Below are 17,317 nucleotides of genomic sequence, written 5' to 3' on the forward strand. Positions count from 1 at the left end.
ATCATTCCTCCTAATCATGACAATTGTTTACAATTTCGGTAGCAAGAGGATTCCAAACCGGATCCCTATATTCCGTTTCCTCACCCGGATTATCACTAATCTTAATTTCGCATTCAGCGATATAGCCCATTCCATCTTCCGTGGGAACGGTTTCCTTTCCAGCACCATTTTCCGCAATGCAGGCAACCGTAAAGATTTCCACCGCTTCCATAGATGTGGTTTCCAAATGCTTCTTAATCACATTGAAATCATTTCTGACTTCGTACATGTGGTTAAAATCGGCACCGCATCTCACGGTATAAACATAAAGCTGTTCTTCCATGCTCAAGAATCCAGAAGCCGTATTGCCGCTAACCGTATGGTAATCGCATTCCGGCATGCCGCAGTTTCCCGGGGCATTTTCATGAACAGTGCGATCCGCCACAATGTAGGCGTACACGCTATCCAAGGCGGCACCGGAGAAGTCGATGTCCTTAACATCGCTCGAGGGAAGATCCGGATTAAAAGGAACATCGGGGGCATCAATGTCTTTGCTGCTGCAGCTGGGCGTAAGCGTTTCCATACTAGAACTGGAGAGCAGAGAAATATCATCCGAGTTGGAGCCCGGTTCCCTATCAGAACTGGAGGTCGGCATTTCTGCAATAGAGCTGGAGGCCGGCGTATCGGCGATAGAATTTCCCTGGTCATCAATGCCAGACAAATTGTCGGAACCGCAAGCGGCAAATACAAGGGCCGCGAGCAAGGCTGCGCCCATCTTAGTTGCAAAACCTGCAGTCTTTTCGGCCGCAAGAACCGCACCAAACTTTTCAAAATACTTTGTTCTCATTTTCGCCTCCTAAACCCTTTCCGTCAACGGGAAAAACTGTAAATTCAAACGGTAAACCTGATCGATATTATCGCATTCATTGGCAATGGCCATCACTCGCTTGCGACAACTTTCCACTTCTTCATAAATGCGAGCGAAAGCATTGGCGTCCACCCCCAAGGTCACGCCAGAGATGTTGCGTTCGCGAGGATCCACCTTGTCGATAGCTTCACGAGCCATGTCAATCATTTCACGATTCAAGGAACGGAGGGCCAGGGGAATGGCTTCCGTGGAACCGGAAATGGCACGGTCGGTTTGCTGATAGGAATTCTCCCCAGTTTCCTGGAGGAGATCCGCCTTCACCAACAGGTTGAGAGAGTCGCGGACCTGCTGGGCGGTAAATGCATGTTTAATCTTCTTGGCCATTTCCAGAGGCAAGGCACCGGGCATCAGAGGAGCCAATTCGCGAACGATGGTGTTGACCGCAGATTCATAATAGGCAAAGGTGTCAGAGTCTATGACACGCGCCTTCTGTTCCTTGGCAATCTTAGTCATCTCTTCGAAACAAGCCTTTTTCTTGGCGTCTATTTTTGCATTTCCAAACTCAACCATCTTTTCAAAGTAGGTCAACTCAAAACCAGCCAGTCCCATAGCGGCAGCCACCTTGGGCACACCCACCCGACTCAGAGAAGTTTTACCATCACACACCAACTTCAAATAAGAAGGTGACGAAAAATCAGCCATCCTGGAAAACTCGCGCCAGGTAAAAGCGGACTTTCGCTTCCGTTCCTCGTAAAAATCCTGCATGTAGCAGCGATAATCTTGATACTCAGTAATCGGTTTCATATTTCCTCTCTTGCATGTTCAATATAACTAGGTTTTTTCAAAAAGTCAACAGAAAATGATACAAAATATTAGTTTTTCTTTAATTTTACCAAATTTCATCAATCATTTAAAAATTTTATTCCATATATAAAACAAATCTTACCTTATATGATACAGAAGAAAAAGAAACCCCGTACCATTCGGTACGAGGTCCTTGTTTTTATTATGGCTTTAACTTATTGCGACGTTTGCCGCGAAAGTCCAGGCGGTTTTCCTGATCTTACATGTTGCTGAAGATCTGGAAGCCACCGTAGGATTCTTGACCGTGTTCTGCAAGATCGAGACCGCGGAGTTCTTCCTTTTCGCTAACGCGGAGGCCCATAGTCTTCTTGATCACGATGAAGATCAGGCAAGCAGAGAGGAAGCAGGGGATTGCGTAGGCAACGACACCGAGAAGCTGGGTGGAGAAGTTGAAGCGGCCGGTGTAATCGAAGATACCAACTGCGAGGGTACCCCAGATACCGTTGACCAGGTGAACGGAGAGAGCACCAACCGGGTCGTCCAAGCGGAGCTTTTCGAAGAAGTACACAGCCAGGACTACGATCACACCACCGATTGCACCAATGATCCAGGCACTGAGCGGGGAAACGGTATCAGCAGGAGCGGTGATTGCAACCAGACCAGCCAAGCATCCGTTGAGAGCCATGGTGGCATCGGGCTTCTTTGCGATAATCCAGGAAGTTGCAGTTGCGGTAATGATGCCAGCCACAGCAGCCAAGTTAGTAGTCACAAGAATCAGAGAGGTATCGAAGGGGTTGCCGGAGAGAGCGGAACCGCCGTTGAATCCCCACCAGCCGAACCACAGGATAAACACACCGATAGTTGCCAGCGGAACGTTGTGAGCGGGAATTGCATGAGCCTTGCCGTTCACATACTTGCCGATACGGGGTCCGAGAATGATTACGCCAGCGAGAGCGCCCCAGCCACCAACGGAGTGAACCAGTTCAGAACCAGCCAGGTCGTGGAAGCCTTCTGCACCGAATGCAGCGAAGTTGGAGAGCCAGCCACCACCCCAAACCCAGGAACCAACTACCGGGTAGACGAATGCTACGTAGAAGAAGGTGAACACCAGGAAGGAGGAAAGTTTGATACGTTCAGCAACGGCACCGGAAACGATGGTTGCAGCGGTAGCGGCAAACATAGCCTGGAACAGCCAGTCAGTGAACAGGGAGAAGTGACCGTTATAAGCGGCAGTGAAGTTGGCGGGATTCATCCAGTCGCCAATGCCGAAGCCTGCAAAGCCAAGCCAACCGTTAAATTCACCCGGATACATCAAGCCAAAGCCCAGCAATGCGTACACGGAAATACCGATAGCGGGAACAGCCACGTTCTTAAAGCAGATGTTGGAAGCGCTCTTTGCACGGCAAAGACCGGATTCAACGCAAGCAAAGCCAAGGCCCATGATGAACACCAGCATTGCGGAAATCATGATCCAGATATTTTCGGTCATGAAGATTGCTTCACCTACAGAGGGAGCAGCTTCTGCAGCGGGAGCGGCAGCGGCTTCCACGGCGGCAGCCACAGGAGCAGCAGCTTCGGCAACAGATTCAACAACAGCAGCGGCGGCGCTAGAAACGGTATCAGCTACAGCAGCGGCGGTATCGACGATAGTAGAAAGTGTATCAGCCATTTTTATACCTCCTTATTAGCCAATAGCTTCCGGGCCAGTTTCACCGGTACGGATACGGATACATTGTTCAAGGTTCGTCACAAAAATTTTGCCATCGCCGATGTTACCAGAACGGGCGCCAGCAATGATTGCATCGATGCAGGGCTGAACGAATTCATCGTTTACGGCGATACGAATACAAATCTTCTTAAGCAGGTTCACTTCGGTTTCAACGCCACGATACACCTGAGTGTGTCCCTTCTGCTGACCGCAGCCCAGAACATTGGTGACTGACATCTTGAAAATTTCAGCCTCGTATAGAGACTGCTTTACGCTATTTAGCCTTTCGGGTTGAATGTAAGCTGTAACGAGCTTCATGATTTCATCCTTGTGTTGAGTTTATTTTTGTTTCCGCCACCCATACGCAAAGACCATGCCAACTCAGATTTTCAGTTGGCAAAAAATAGACGAAACCGTCTCAATCCCTTATTCTATAAGGGTTTGAACGCATCTTCCTTTTTTTATCTGTTAGATTTTACCGCCCCGACGTTCCCCCAAAAAGGCTTACACTTTATGAATTACCCAAATAAAATTATTTACACAATTTGTAATTCAAACAAAAATTTCCTATTAAAGAGCCTCCTAAGGCAACCTTCAACCCCCTCAATCCTATTTATCATATTTTTGTAATTTTCATTTTCTGTAAACCAGCAGAGACAACCACCGCAAATAAAAAACTCCCCCATGCGGAGGAGTTTCGCAAAACAAAAATGTTCGAATCGACTATTTCTTCTTCGAGTTTTTCTTGCCGGCAGCCTTCTTCTTGTCCTTCATTTCTACGCGGCGGCTTCCGGAGCGGAGGCGTTCCCAAGGGGCAAAGGACATAATGGGGAACTGCAGAACGAAGAACCACAAATTGAAAACGAAGAAGTAAAAGGCTGCGCCCCAGTAATTCAAATTAGAAGTCTTGGCGGCATCGGCGGCATTTGCAGCAGCATCGGACGCCTGGGCGGCATCCACAGCGTTAGCGGCAGGCATGTCAAAAGCCACGGCGCACACAGCTAGCAAGGAAGCCGCAAGCACCGGGACAAACATCTGCTTCGCAGCCTTTACCAAAGCACCCGCAGCAGGCACACCGGCAGACAGATGCTTGCCCGCCACAGCAGACAAGGACATCGCACTGGCAAATCCAAGAGCAGAAAGCACAGCCCACACAAGCCAGGTGGGTTCCAGGCTAGCTGGCAGAACGGCACAAAGTCCGCTCCAGAAAATCCAGGCCAAGACAAAGGGGAAAAGTCCACAGGCAAAGGGGACCTTCACCACAACAAGAGCCACCAGCGAAACAATCGCCAAAGCGCCAAACATCATGACAGGCATGTTTTCGTTACCGCCCAAGATGTAGAGAGCGCCAAATGCCAAGCCAAAAGAAACGGCAGACGCAACCGCACCGCGAACGCTTCCAAAAATAGCGAACAGTACAACGGCGGCAATGGCAGCCACGCTCAGATACTGAGCATTAGCCCAGACCCCTGCAACACCTTCCACCTCGGCCATCCACATTCCCAGCGCTTCAGACGCTCCCAAGGGCAAGGAGGCAATGCCCTGCCAGCTGGAGGCCATAAAGCTGATGGAAGCAACGACGATAGCCACAATGGAAATCAGGCGTATACGCAGCATGATCTCCAAAAAAGACTGAATCTTACCCGGTTTTTCTCTCAAATCCATAATTACCTCGAAATCAATAGTTTCTGTTTTTTAGTCCAAGTTTTCTTTTTCACACCTTCCGACGCAGGAACTTCGCAACGTACCACATAGTGATACAGCCCATTAGCAAGAAGGCGGTTACGATCATCGCGGCCATCCCAGCGGGTCACACCCGATACGGCATCCTTCAAGACCTTCACCAGACGGCCATTCTGATTGTAGATGAAAATGTTTACTCTAGAATCAGCGAAATTCTTAAAGTAGAAAGTCGTTCCCTTTTTACCCATGGGGTTCGGAGCATTGAAAACATCGGCCAGGCCCGTCTCCATCTCGTCAGTAATTTCGACCACCAACGTTTTCGTAGCAGCATTTCCAACAACATCCAGGGCCCTCACTTTAAACAAGTAGGATCCCGCAGGATATTGTTCCGTACTAAAGTTCATACGGACCTTAGCATATTTGGAATTCTGTTCAAGATAAGGGCTTGGATGGAACGGATCCTGAACACCTTCAACTTCAAAGGAAATTCCCTCATCAGCCTGTTCCCTAAAATCGAGGGCCGTAGAATCTTCCACTTCAACTTGCAAGCACGCAGGAGCCTGAAGCTTTACGTTTTGTCCGTCAACAAAGTAGGTTGCCATTGCCCCCGATATACAAGACTGAATCTTGATTGTGGGGGGAACAGTATCCTTCAAGGAATCTGCATAGTTGGATATTCCTGCGATTCTCAAATGTCCAATTAGGGAGCGGCCAACAGCAGCGGATTTCTTTGAATACGCCCACGTTGTAAATTCCGCCAGGGAATCACCAAAGGACATTTTACGCGGGGTGACAAATTCTGTAGAGAACCGTCCATTCTTCACAGCCACTTCTTCAGAATAAATCAGAGGACCATTCAAGAACACTTCCAATTCTTCGTTCATCGAATTTTGCAAATCAACCGTTTTGTACGAACGGCCTTCTTTCAAGTTCAACACGATATATCCATCATCAAGACCATCTACAGTTCCAGACAAAGTCAATTTATCAAGCGCCTTAATCTGTTCCAGAGGTTTATCTAGTTTCACTTTATATTCAGAAATCGGCAGACCAATGACCGGTTCGCCTAACAATACATAGCGTCCTTCATTATAACGCTGGTTTCCAGATAAAGTGGAATAACGTTTGGAACCTACGTAAGCATCACCAATGCGACGGACGGAATCAGAGGTCAAGGCAAAGCTCATGAAATTCAATCCGAAGGTTTTATTCTCCGAGGCAAAAGTTTCTCTAGTCGCACCAATGGAAACAATAGAACCTGCGCCATTAGCCATTAACATTTCTTCTGAAAGTGACGGAACAGTTCCTTCATCAAAACGGCCAACCGTACAGGAGAACGAAGCCAATATGGTATATCGTCCCTTATTAGAAAGTTTCTTAACATAGCTGGGCTTCATCAAACCTTCTACAGCCCAGTCCGTCTTCGAACCATGTCCATAGTACGTGGTAATCAGGGCTCCCTGGTTCAAAATACTGATAAAGTTTTCGGCAGCGAGTTTTTTTTGTCCAGAAGCATCCCGTTCATAATCCACCAGGTAAATTTTCTTCATATCCCAGCGAATATTCTTTTCTTCAGAACGATCACTGATTGTTTTAGCCGTATTTTCCTGAAAAGTGGTATGAGGGATATTATCGACACCGCCATTATTCCAGGCATCATCTGCAGCCAACAAAATGACAGAACGCCAACTAGAATTGTCAAACGTTTTCAGCATTTCATGATCTTTCGCCTTGCGAACATAGTTGGCAAACGCAGACGGAGACTGGGCAGGAATTCGCCCAACGGCAACATCCAGCTCATAAGGTCCAAAGCGAATCACTTCACCCGAATCCAGTACGCCATAAAAATCCTCGGACACATAGTCTTCATCCTGGTAGGTCGGGAAATGATTTGGCGTCAGTCGGCTGTTCATGCCGCGGTAATCGAAAGTTCCCGAGCCGACCAAAAGGACATAACGGAAATCGGGGCATACAGAGTAAACGTAAGACAGGTAGTTTCTAATTGCAACCGGAGAAAGGCGCCCTGCCGTGTACGTTCTGTAAATGTCTTCAAGATTTACTACAGAGGTGGCAATAGAACTTACAGCAGAACCGCCGGCCCTAAACTCAGCCAAGGCAACAGCTTCATTAATAAAGTCAGGAGGAGCAATGATCAAATACTCCAACTTTGAATTAGGGCGAGTCAAATCCTTAAGGACACCGCTATTGGGTCTAGAAAAACCAGCAACCCTCAAGTTCTCTCTAAACGCATCCGAACGAACGGCAAGATAGCGAACATCATCCTCGCTGGCCACGCTATCCTTGGCAACACCGTTGGATGAACGCAAATAGCCGACAGGCTGAAGATTCTTAAACTTCATGACCTGCGTACCAGACGGAACCGGAACGTTGATCACACCCGAAACATTTCCCGGCAAAAGCCATTCCGCAGAATCGACAACAGGCTTCCACTGGTAGGCAAAACTGTATCCGTTAAAACGATCATACTGTGTGCCGCCCGGGAGCATATCCAGGGCAATGGAATTGCCAGTCTTCTTAAGTTCGACGCCATCGATCCTAAAGTTACCCCCCGGCATCAAAGTCGTCGCCTCACGGCGGACTCTAGTTCCGTTCACCTCTACGGCAAAAAAGATGGAATCCATTCTTTCTGCATAACTACGGCTAGACATATAGATGTCTTTTTTCTGGTCATTTGCTTTTTCTGCAGAAGCATGACTTACAGAACGGCGGGGCATGTACGTTACGGCAACATACTGCCTGCCGCCTTCCACAAGGCCAGGCAACGTATACGTTTCATCCGTTTTTAACTCCGCAGCAGAAATCCGCGTGGAATCAAACCTCGAGTGCCAATGCCAGAACCATTCCTTACCTGAAGCGGATTCCCAGTTCAGGTCCTTTCCGTAATAAGTATCCCTAAGCAAGGCATCTTCTTCGGCATGTACATAGCGCATCCACTCCACATCTCGGCCCTTTCCCGCAGGGGATTCAACCAAGTCCGAGAGTCGCTTGCCCTTACCCGTATATTTCTTTCCAAGAAGGAATCCCTGGTCAAAGGAATAGGGAGAATAGGAATGGAAGTAGTCCATCTCGCCGTTTTTAAACGACGGATTTTCGCGGTCACAACGTTTCCAGAAGCCGTTTCCGTATCCAACAAATACAATGGAGTCTCCCTCGCCAAAAGTTCCGTCAGCCTTGGAACTAGAAGGAGAATGGTCTCTAACCTCAATGGGGATTTCAAAAATTTGATTGGGATTGCGTTCCGCCGCGCCAGGACCAATTGCCGCAAGGGTATCCTGAGACGAACCATATAGGCAAATCTTATCTACAGGTATGCCCACGAGATCGTCTTCTCGTTGAGCGGAAACCATTGCCGCACGAACACTTCTATACTCTACAGCATACAGGCCATCTTCAGAGAACGAGCCAAGCTTTTTATCGCCTACAAAGAACTGTGCCAGGAATTCAACGTCGGAGTAATCGCTAGAGGCGGACTTGCGAAGGCTTTTCTGCAAAGCCTTCTGGTTCGCGCCAAAGCGCGAAGCCCCGTTCACGTTCAGTGCACGGGCAAGTCCTCTCAGACCAGGCTTCACACCTGCAGCCCGTCCGTTAAACTTGACGTTCAGTCTAAAGTTCTTGCGAAGTGCAACAGAGTTTCCTCTTTTCACGTAAAGAGGCACCCGGATATCCGTAAGCCAGAGGCCATCTCGCTGAACTGCTTCAGACATCTGAATCGGACCAAAGCCAAACGACACCGGCTCCATTCTTTCCGGATCAGCACAGACAGGCTTGCCCAATTCAAGCAGACGCTCATCAGATATGAAAACCTGAGGCAATTCCTTCGTCGGCAAGGCAATGCTATACGTTCTAAACGGAACACCGTTTCCATCGAAATAAGTGGCATTTTCCGGTCGGAAAAAACCACCCTTGGAACCATCGCAATCCAGCACAGCCGTATTTGCGACTCCATCATCCATCACAAAGCGATTTTGGGAATCCTCCACCACTTTCGAGGCAAATGCAGGCACCGCCAACAGCGCCGCAAGAACAAAATTTGATATTGAAAACTTCACGTTTTCAAAATAGAAAAATGCACCTAGGGATTAGTCACCAGCAATTCGGAATAGCCGTTTCCATTGGTCCTAAATTCAACCACTTCGCCTCGAGCCGTCTTGGCCTTAAAAAGCGTAAAGAACGGAGGCATCACACCGCTACTGAGAATGGCATCCAGTTCCTCTGACGGCATTTTATAGTTAGCATTCCATTCCTGCATATACCAATGCCAGGGCTGCCAATTGAACACGCCTCGAACAGACTGGACAAAAGCACGAAGCATCAGGGAATACTCATACTTGAAGTAATCCTCATAATCCCTAAGCATCGCCTTTTTCTCCACAAAAGTCTTGGTCGAATAAGTCGGATCCAAGGTTAGCGGAGAATCTACGCGGTTTTCATAAGTAAAGCGGAATCCATTGCTCATGGTCTTGATTTTCAAGTTAGGCTTATCTATATGAATAAATTCATTTTCAGAAACTTGTTTATAATCTCTAAACACCACGGAGTTAGAAAGTACAGGATTGATTGTCAATTTTTCGGGCTTTGCATCCAGCTTTTTCAGTTCATAAAACATCAGCACTTCACCAGCACCTTTCTGCAGGAGTACAGCCAGCAAGGGAAGTTGACGTTCCGTAAGTACCCAAACCATTTCCGGCTTATTTTCAGCCTTGAGCATAGGATTCAGCACTTCCATCAGGGACGGATCCTTTACGCCGTTCACATCCCATTCCATCCACGTGCCCGTACCGCCAACAGAATCCAGCGTCGCAAACAGACGGTCGCCACTAAAGGGTCGGCGGGAATCTACGGCACCAAGAATTTTTGCGGAACCCGAAGTATAGCCGGTCTTAGTTGATTTTTGGGAGGCCGGGGCGGATACGCACAAGGATACCGCTAACAGACAGAGGCCAAGCACACGAACAAAGCTTTTACTCATTATAAAACCAACGAAAAAGCGTTAGAATCCAATAGGATTGAACAGGGATTCATCCAGTCGGCTATACTGCAGATGGTATTCCCTATCCAGCCAGTACAGGGCCAATTTCTTGTCAGTCCAGTTCTTCTTCACGGCGGTAGCTTCAACGCCCTTGGTAATCAGGGGAACCGTTCCCACTAGGTCTAACTTCCAGTCGTTATCATCCCATTCAAACAGCATAATGGGAACCTCGGGGCTATTGGCAAGACCAATGCTGCCGCGGTCATTTTTCACCTTCATGGGCCCAAGTTTCAGGCTGGTAAAGCGCTGGAACATCCCCGCCTTAGAAAGGTAGAGCCACAGCATGCGATCTTCGGAAACTTCCCACAGGTGTTCACGTTCGTATAGACGGTAAAGGAGAATGGAATAAATTTCGTAAAACTGGCAGGTATCCAGTTCCGCCTCGGTGTAGGACATGGCATGACGTTCCAGTTCATCCAACCAGTTTTCCGAAGGGTCGGTCAGCATTTCCAGCAAGGTGTCTGCAGGAGTATCGACGCGAATGGCGGCAAGGAACTTCTGGAACATGGCTTCCAGGGCGGCCTGCTTATCAATTTCGCGATTCTGAGCCTTTGCATCCTTAACGGCAGCAGATTCGTTTAACGAGCTAGAGGAACCGGCACAGCCAGCAAAAAACATGAGAATTCCGGCAACAGCGGCCAAAACTATTTTATTTTTCAGTACATGCATCGCGACACCTACCTAAAAATGACCTTGGATGAACTCCTTCGAGCCTGCACCCTCAAGGGGTATCAAGGCAGCGGTCCCGGCGGCCAGCACCGCAACAAGACCAACACAGGAGTCCTTTTGACTCTTCGTGAATTCAATTTAGAAATCAAATCCTGCGAAGGTAGGAGCGCTCACGAAAATAAGATCCATGCATTGCACCGTATGCAGATGGCCCTAGCCCTGCAAGTTCGAGAAACACCAGCAAACCCGGAAATTCCTTTTCCCGGCAGCAACGGTCACATCCAGACCTCCAATGCGTTATTCCCCCTTTTCGTAGCTCATGTATTTGATATTATGGCCGCCAAGGGGGGTGATACCAAGACCGCAGCAGCCGCATTCAACCTCAGTCCCAGCGCCCTGGTTAAAATTCTTCGGCAAGATAAAGCCTGCGCCACAAAACTCCAAGGGAACAGGCAACAAAACGGCCAAAAGCCCCTTAAGCTTTAAGATTTCGCAGGCCCCGAAAGTAAAAATCTTTTTACAGCGTAAAAGGCGATTTTCTGGATCAAAAACTCGTGTTAAGAAGTGGACCACTTCAAAACAGGAGGTTTTATGAGTCCGATTCTTAACCGCATCTCGACCAAGTGTTTCTTGGCCGCCATCTTGTTCTGCGCCGCATTTTTCTGGAACTGCGGGACAGACTCCACCAACAACCAGCTTTCGTCTGTTGACGTCGAAAAGACCAGCGTTTCCCTGAGGTTTTCCTATACCGAAACCCCTCTGGTAGACAGTCTTGTTCTTGACTGCCTCGGCCCGGACACGCTCCATTTGATTCATGCCCCAGGAAATCCCGACTTCAGCCTGGACCTGTTTCCCAGCGACCACTGGAGTTTCAAGGCAAAGATTTATGCCAACGGAGACCTGCTGCAGATGGGAGAACTGGAAGCCAAGCTTTCTGCAGGCGCTGCCGTAAACCTGAGCATCCAGATGCACGCCATCGTAGGCTTTGTCTACATCGAGGTTCCGTTGGGTCTGAACAACAGTGCGGGAGTTACCCGGGGAACCATGACCCTTACATCCGACAAGGACAGTTATACCATCCCCATGACCCAGACGGCAACCGCCGGTATTTTCAAGAGCGGAATGTTGAAACTGGGGGCCAACTACGATGTGGAAATCACACTGTTCGGCGAAGATGGAAAGGGCATCTACAAGCTGAAAGACAAGTTCCTTTTGACGGAAGACAGCCCCGTTCCAAATCTGACATTAAATTCGCTCAGGAGCCAGGTTTCGCTGATGGTGAACCTCGCACCAGAAAAGAACGTGGAATTGACACTCCCCCTGCCAGCAGGATACCGCAAGCCCAGGGCCAACGAACTCCTGATTACCGAAGTGATGGCCGCCCCCGACAATAAGGACACTACCCAATACGAATTTGTAGAAATCTACAACGGCAGCCTGGACACCCTGATTCTTGACGACTGCGCCATCGGGCTCACCAGCTCCAGTTCCACCAAGTTCATCCCCCTCACCGTCAGCGAGATTCCGCCTAACGAGATCCTCGTTCTGGGAAACCCCAACAGCCAAAATACACCCGCCCTCCACATCGGGACCGACGGCTGGAACGACATGGGAAATTCCAAAGGGTTCGTCATCCTCAAGTGCGACGACATTACGCTGGATTCGCTTTACTACGCCTCGGAACCAGACTCGCTACACCCTAATGTAGTACCCGCAGTTCCCTCGGGCAAAAATGGCGCCTCCTCCCAACTGAACCTGGAGCAGTGGAAAAACCGTCAGGATTCAACCGCCTGGAAACTGGCCACACCCACACCGGGAATCCTCTAACGAAAAAAACGGCCGCTCCAGAAAGCGGTCGTTTTAAAATTTGCAGCCGATTAGGCGAATCAAGCTCTAATCTGAGTGTTAGCGCGTTCCACGTCAAACAGTCTGCGGAGCAGTTCTGTACGGGCAGGTTCACGTTCTTCAGCAAGAGTCAGGGGAGCCATGTTGATAGCTACCAGGATAGAGCCCGGATAGTTATTTGCATTCTTGATGAATTCGCTGCTAGAAACGCCATCGGTATAGAAGTCAACCACAAAGGTATCCCAGTCGTCGTTTTCAAGCTGTTCCTGGGCTTCGGCCTCAGTCTTGACAGCCTTAATCGTAGCGCCAACCAGAAGATCGGTCAGCACTTCGAGGCAAGCCTCACGGCGAGCATCGTCTTCTTCCCACACCAAAATGCAACGGTCGCTGTAGTCACGGACAACCGGGGCAGAGGATTCTTCTTCGGACTCGAACTTTTCGAGGGCGGCCTCGTCCATTTCGTCGTCATCAAAATTATCAAGATCTTTATTCTTTGCCATAGTAGCCCAAATATAGTAAAAAAGCCATGAGTTACGAGCTATGAGCCATGAGTTACGAGCTATGAGCTATGAGTTATGAGGCCTGTAAGGGTGTTTTTTGCGCAATGCTCACAGTTCCACACTCAAAGCTAACTTGCCACGATTGTGCTATTTTTCTAAATTTGCGCCCAAAAATAAACCTTTCTATATATAAGAAGGCCCTATGGATCAATCTAAAATCAGAAACGTCGCCATCATCGCCCACGTTGACCACGGTAAAACTACCCTGGTGGACCAGCTCCTCAAGCAGTGCGGAACCTTCCACGAAGGTGAAGAAGTCAACGAACGCGTGATGGACTCCGACAACCTGGAACGCGAACGCGGCATTACCATCCTTTCCAAGAACACCAACGTGATGTACAAGGGCTACCGCGTGAACATCGTGGATACCCCGGGGCATGCCGACTTCGGTGGCCAGGTGGAACGCGTTCTTGGTACCGTTGACGGTGTGATTTTGGTGGTGGACGCTTTCGAAGGTCCTATGGCCCAGACCCGTTTCGTAACCCAGAAGGCTCTCCAGATGGGCCTTATTCCTATCGTCGTCGTGAACAAGATCGACCGTGACGGTTGCAATCCCCATGGCGCTCTGGACAAGGTTTTCGACCTGTTCTGCGAACTTGACGCAACTGAAGAACAGCTGGACTTCGACAAGGTGTTCGGTTCCGGCCGTCGCGGTATCTGCAAGGCAGAAATGGAAGATCCGGATGGCGATTTTTCCATCCTCATGGACAAGATTATCGAACGCATTCCGGCTCCCAAGGGCGATCCGAATGCCGAACCCCTCATGCAGATTACCTCTCTGGAATACTCCGGCTTCCTCGGTCGCTTGGCAGTGGGCCGCGTCCAGAACGGTCTGTTCAAGCCGGGTCTGACTGTTGCACAGTCCACTGTCGACGGCAAGTTCAAGAACGTCCGTCTCCAGAAGGTTCTCCGCTACGACGGTCTTTCTCCCCAGCCGGTTGAAGAAGCCGGTCCGGGCGACATTGTTCTTCTGGCAGGTTTCGACAACTTCGACATCGGCGATACCCTGTCCGATCCGAAGAATCCTGTGGAACTGCCCCGTATCCACATTGACCCGCCCACCATCTCCATGATGTTCACCGTGAACACCTCCCCCTTGGCAGGTAAGTACGGTGGTAAGTTCATGACTGGTAACCAGCTCCAGGAACGTCTGGAACGCGCACACATGGCTGACCCCGCCCTCCTGGTGGAAAAGGCTGACGGTGCTTCCAACTTCAAGGTTTCTGGCCGCGGCATTCTCCATCTGACCATTCTGGTGGAAAATATGCGTCGTGAACTCTATGAATTCACCATCGGTTCTCCCCAGGTGATTTTCAAGAACGACGAAAACGGCAAGCTCCTGGAACCGGTCGAAGAATTCAAGGTCGAAGTACCTAACGAATTTAGCGGCGCCTGCATTCAGGAAATCCAGCAGCGTAAGGGCGAAATGACCAACATGACCACCGATGAAAACGATCGCGTCACCTTGGAATTCAACGTTCCTTCTCGCGGCCTTATCGGTATCCGTCCCAGACTCCTGTCCCTCTCCAAGGGTTACGCCATCAGCCAGTCCATCTTCAAGGGCTACGAACCGTACAAGGGAGAAATCCCGGCTCGTATCAACGGCGTGCTCATTGCTAAGGAACCGGGTGAAGCCGCTAGCTACGCTCTCTCCAACCTGGAAGACCGCGGCTACCTCATCATCGGACCGGGCGCTGAAGTTTATCCGGGTATGATCGTTGGCGAACACAACCGTGATGTGGATATCACCGTGAACGTCACCAAGGGTAAGCACCTGACCAATATGCGTTCCAAGTCTGCTGATGATATGATCCAGCTGACTCCGTATCGCCGTCTGACTCTGGAAGAATGCGTTACCTTCATTAACGAAGACGAATGCATCGAAGTCACTCCGGAAGTTCTGCGCCTCCGCAAGACCGAGCTGGATCCCATCAAGAGAAAGCAGCTCTCCAAGAAGCCCGCAGAAGAAGAATAATCGTTGTTTGCGGCACCAATGGCGCCGCGACACTTCTCGGATTAGAAAAGACCAGCTTTTTAAAGTTGGTCTTTTCTTATTTCTACAAAAAGCCTGCGGAAAAATTTCCACAGGCTTTCTTCACAATTCAGAACTAAAATGGACTTGTAGATTTTTTAATAGAGGGCTTTTCGCAAGCCATATTCATTAATTTGATGGTTTAAATATACTCTCTTTTCGTATCGATTGTTGAAGTTTATGCAATAAGTTTCTGCAATCGGTAAGCTACTGGAGTCAAATAGCCCAGACTGCTGTGCAGGCGTTTGCGATTGTAGAACAGTTCGATGTACTTGAACAGGTCCTCCCTGACCTCATCAATATCGGCATAGGATCTATGGTGGACTTGTTCCTTCTTCAAGCTCGCAAAAAAACTTTCCATCGCCGCGTTATCGTACGGACAGCCCGGAGCACTCATGGACGGCACTATGCCAAGACTATCAAGCATGTTGCGATATCCTCGGCTACTGTACTGCGAGCCTCGATCCGAATGGAAAACTAGGTTCTCATGCGTGCCGCGGTTCGCCACAGCCAGATATACCCACCCGAGATTCGTGCGGATATACGTGATATCGCCACACCAAAACTGGTTAAGACCGAAAGGCGCAAAATTACGTTGCAAACGATTTTCCGCAAACATCCCGTCGCTCTTGCCCGGTTTGTAAGGCTTAAACTTCTTGATGGCAACAGAGTATAGGCCGTTTTCTCGCATTATGCGCCGGAGTTTGTACTCATTGATTTGAACGCCTCTTTCATTCAAGACCTTTAGAAGTTTCGTACAACCATAGACTCGATGGTGTTCCTCGAACACATCGCGTACAGTTTGTACAAGGTCGGCTTCCCGTTGCCTCCGTTGATTTCTCTTGGTTTCCTGCTTTGACCACTGGTAATAGGAACACTGGGGTATTCCTAGCGCTTTGCACATCTTCTTCACCGAATGCTCCTGACGTAACTTGTAGACAGCCTCGCATTTCAGTCGTGTGGTCGCATAAGAGCGAGCCAAGCGAGTGTCGCAAAATTATGCTTGCATAATGTTCCCCAAAGAGGATAACTCAGCTACGAAACTAAAGTTTCAAGTTTCGTATATATGACCGAGTGCAGCCGCTGACGCCGTAGGCGTCAAAGATGTGCAGGGATTTCCAGAAATCCAATCGCCTCAATCATGTCGATTTGCAAGCTAGCTTGCAATCGCCGCGATATTCGGCTCATAGATTTTTTTTAGGATTTCTACGGTTTCCCGTTCCTCGGCAAGTTCCTTTTCTCTTTGTTTTAGTTTCCGTTCCAGTTCACGGTTCTTTGTCGCAAGTTCTTCAATGGAGACTTTCTTGAGTCGGTGTTCTTCTTCGTATGAAGGCAAATTATTCTTCTTTCTGTAATCCTGGACCCATCTGCATACGGTATTGGCCGTGACGCCGATTTCCTTCGCAAGTTTCGTCGCAGACTTTTCACCTTTCAGGACGAGTTTTACGGTCTGCAACTTCATTTCTTCATTGTAATGGACTCTAGACATTGTTTTTCCTCTGGTTGAGAATGAAATGACTATGTCATTTTGATTCTGCACCTCGGTCATAAAAACATGTAAACATGTTTTTGCGACGCTCGGTTTGGCAATCATTTAACAATGAATATGACAGCATGATTTACCCTCTTATTAAATCACGCCATAGTCCAATGAGGAGCGGGCGATCCGGGGTAACGCCAACAGCCTTGGCAACGTATTCGCGGAGCATGTTTTCGTCGTAGATGACTTCCATGCCGCGGCCGCCAAGCACGAAGCTGAGGCGGATCATCACCGGGTAGCCACCGATCTGCTTGACGCAAGCGAGGGCTTCGTCGATGTTGGTAGCCATGCCGCTTTCCGGCATCGGGATTTCCAGTTGGTCCATCATCTTGCGGAACAGGTCGCGGTCTTCAGCGATGTCGATGGAATCGATGCTGGTACCGAGAATCTTCACGCCTTCGTCGCTGAGAGCGCGGGCGATGTTCAGCGGAGTCTGGCCACCGAACTGCACGATAACGCCAGCGGGCTGTTCCTTCTTGTAAATCTGGAGAACGTCGCCTACCATTTGGGCGTTCCCCGCGCTCCGCACGGGTCGGGCTATATTTTATGGGTCGCACGGTTCACTCCGTTCCCGCCCAA

Annotated in this window: 14 protein-coding genes and 1 pseudogene; 3 read left to right on the plus strand and 12 right to left on the minus strand. The window is 49.2% G+C overall.

Features of this window, described 5'->3' with window-relative positions; translation table 11 throughout:
• Nucleotides 1–10: 10 nt before the first annotated feature.
• The 8 genes from BUB73_RS13690 to BUB73_RS13725 form a co-directional block, all read right to left on the minus strand.
• A complete protein-coding gene (locus BUB73_RS13690; protein WP_073286678.1) occupies nt 11–826 on the minus strand; it encodes a hypothetical protein in 816 nt (271 codons plus the stop codon).
• A 9-nt stretch (nt 827–835) separates the two neighbouring features.
• Nucleotides 836–1,651, minus strand: a complete 816-nt coding sequence (locus BUB73_RS13695) for a TIGR02147 family protein (RefSeq protein WP_073286682.1) — start codon at nt 1,649–1,651, stop codon at nt 836–838.
• Between the two features lie 259 nt (nt 1,652–1,910).
• Nucleotides 1,911–3,320: an ammonium transporter gene (locus BUB73_RS13700; RefSeq protein WP_249269445.1), complete on the minus strand. Its 1,410-nt coding sequence runs from the start codon at nt 3,318–3,320 to the stop codon at nt 1,911–1,913.
• Between the two features lie 15 nt (nt 3,321–3,335).
• A complete protein-coding gene (locus BUB73_RS13705; RefSeq protein ID WP_073156489.1) occupies nt 3,336–3,677 on the minus strand; it encodes a P-II family nitrogen regulator in 342 nt (113 codons plus the stop codon).
• Between the two features lie 405 nt (nt 3,678–4,082).
• The gene (locus BUB73_RS13710; RefSeq protein WP_073286685.1) at nt 4,083–5,024 is read right to left on the minus strand and encodes a hypothetical protein; all 942 of its coding nucleotides are present in this window, start codon (nt 5,022–5,024) and stop codon (nt 4,083–4,085) included.
• 2 nt (nt 5,025–5,026) lie between these two features.
• A complete protein-coding gene (locus BUB73_RS13715; protein ID WP_073286688.1) occupies nt 5,027–9,112 on the minus strand; it encodes a C25 family cysteine peptidase in 4,086 nt (1,361 codons plus the stop codon).
• Between the two features lie 23 nt (nt 9,113–9,135).
• On the minus strand, nt 9,136–10,032 hold the full coding sequence (locus tag BUB73_RS13720) for a hypothetical protein (RefSeq protein ID WP_139259227.1): 897 nt from the start codon (nt 10,030–10,032) through the stop codon (nt 9,136–9,138).
• A gap of 21 nt (nt 10,033–10,053) precedes the next feature.
• Nucleotides 10,054–10,761, minus strand: coding sequence for a hypothetical protein (locus BUB73_RS13725; RefSeq protein WP_073286693.1), 708 nt, complete (start codon nt 10,759–10,761; stop codon nt 10,054–10,056).
• Between BUB73_RS13725 and BUB73_RS13730 the strand changes: the two genes are divergently transcribed.
• Together BUB73_RS13730 and BUB73_RS13735 are read left to right on the plus strand one after the other, a co-directional pair.
• Nucleotides 10,756–11,247, plus strand: a complete 492-nt coding sequence (locus tag BUB73_RS13730; protein ID WP_073156475.1) for a peptide chain release factor family protein — start codon at nt 10,756–10,758, stop codon at nt 11,245–11,247. The two genes, BUB73_RS13725 and BUB73_RS13730, sit on opposite strands and share 6 nt — an antisense overlap.
• 105 nt (nt 11,248–11,352) lie before the next feature.
• A complete protein-coding gene (locus BUB73_RS13735) occupies nt 11,353–12,588 on the plus strand; it encodes a lamin tail domain-containing protein (RefSeq protein ID WP_073286696.1) in 1,236 nt (411 codons plus the stop codon).
• 59 nt (nt 12,589–12,647) lie between these two features.
• Here BUB73_RS13735 and BUB73_RS13740 read toward each other — a convergent pair whose 3' ends face one another.
• On the minus strand, nt 12,648–13,106 hold the full coding sequence (locus tag BUB73_RS13740; protein ID WP_073156469.1) for a hypothetical protein: 459 nt from the start codon (nt 13,104–13,106) through the stop codon (nt 12,648–12,650).
• 202 nt (nt 13,107–13,308) lie between these two features.
• Here BUB73_RS13740 and typA point away from each other — a divergent pair, with 202 nt between their 5' ends.
• A complete protein-coding gene (gene typA, locus BUB73_RS13745) occupies nt 13,309–15,141 on the plus strand; it encodes a translational GTPase TypA (RefSeq protein WP_073156465.1) in 1,833 nt (610 codons plus the stop codon).
• A 235-nt stretch (nt 15,142–15,376) separates the two neighbouring features.
• On the opposite strand, the gene BUB73_RS13750 is transcribed toward typA, so the two are convergent.
• The 3 genes and pseudogenes from BUB73_RS13750 to BUB73_RS13760 all read right to left on the minus strand — a co-directional run.
• On the minus strand, nt 15,377–16,102 hold the full coding sequence (locus tag BUB73_RS13750) for an IS3 family transposase (RefSeq protein WP_073286698.1): 726 nt from the start codon (nt 16,100–16,102) through the stop codon (nt 15,377–15,379).
• Nucleotides 16,103–16,354: 252 nt separating this feature from the next.
• Nucleotides 16,355–16,687 carry a transposase gene (locus tag BUB73_RS13755; protein WP_073286714.1) on the minus strand — a complete coding sequence of 111 codons (333 nt, stop codon included), beginning with the start codon at nt 16,685–16,687 and terminating at the stop codon, nt 16,355–16,357.
• Nucleotides 16,688–16,847: 160 nt separating this feature from the next.
• Nucleotides 16,848–17,240, minus strand: a pseudogene (locus tag BUB73_RS13760) (carbamoyl phosphate synthase large subunit); the annotation flags it as partial.
• Nucleotides 17,241–17,317 lie beyond the last annotated feature (77 nt).

Source organism: Fibrobacter sp. UWH6, assembly GCF_900142465.1.
Classification (GTDB): domain Bacteria; phylum Fibrobacterota; class Fibrobacteria; order Fibrobacterales; family Fibrobacteraceae; genus Fibrobacter.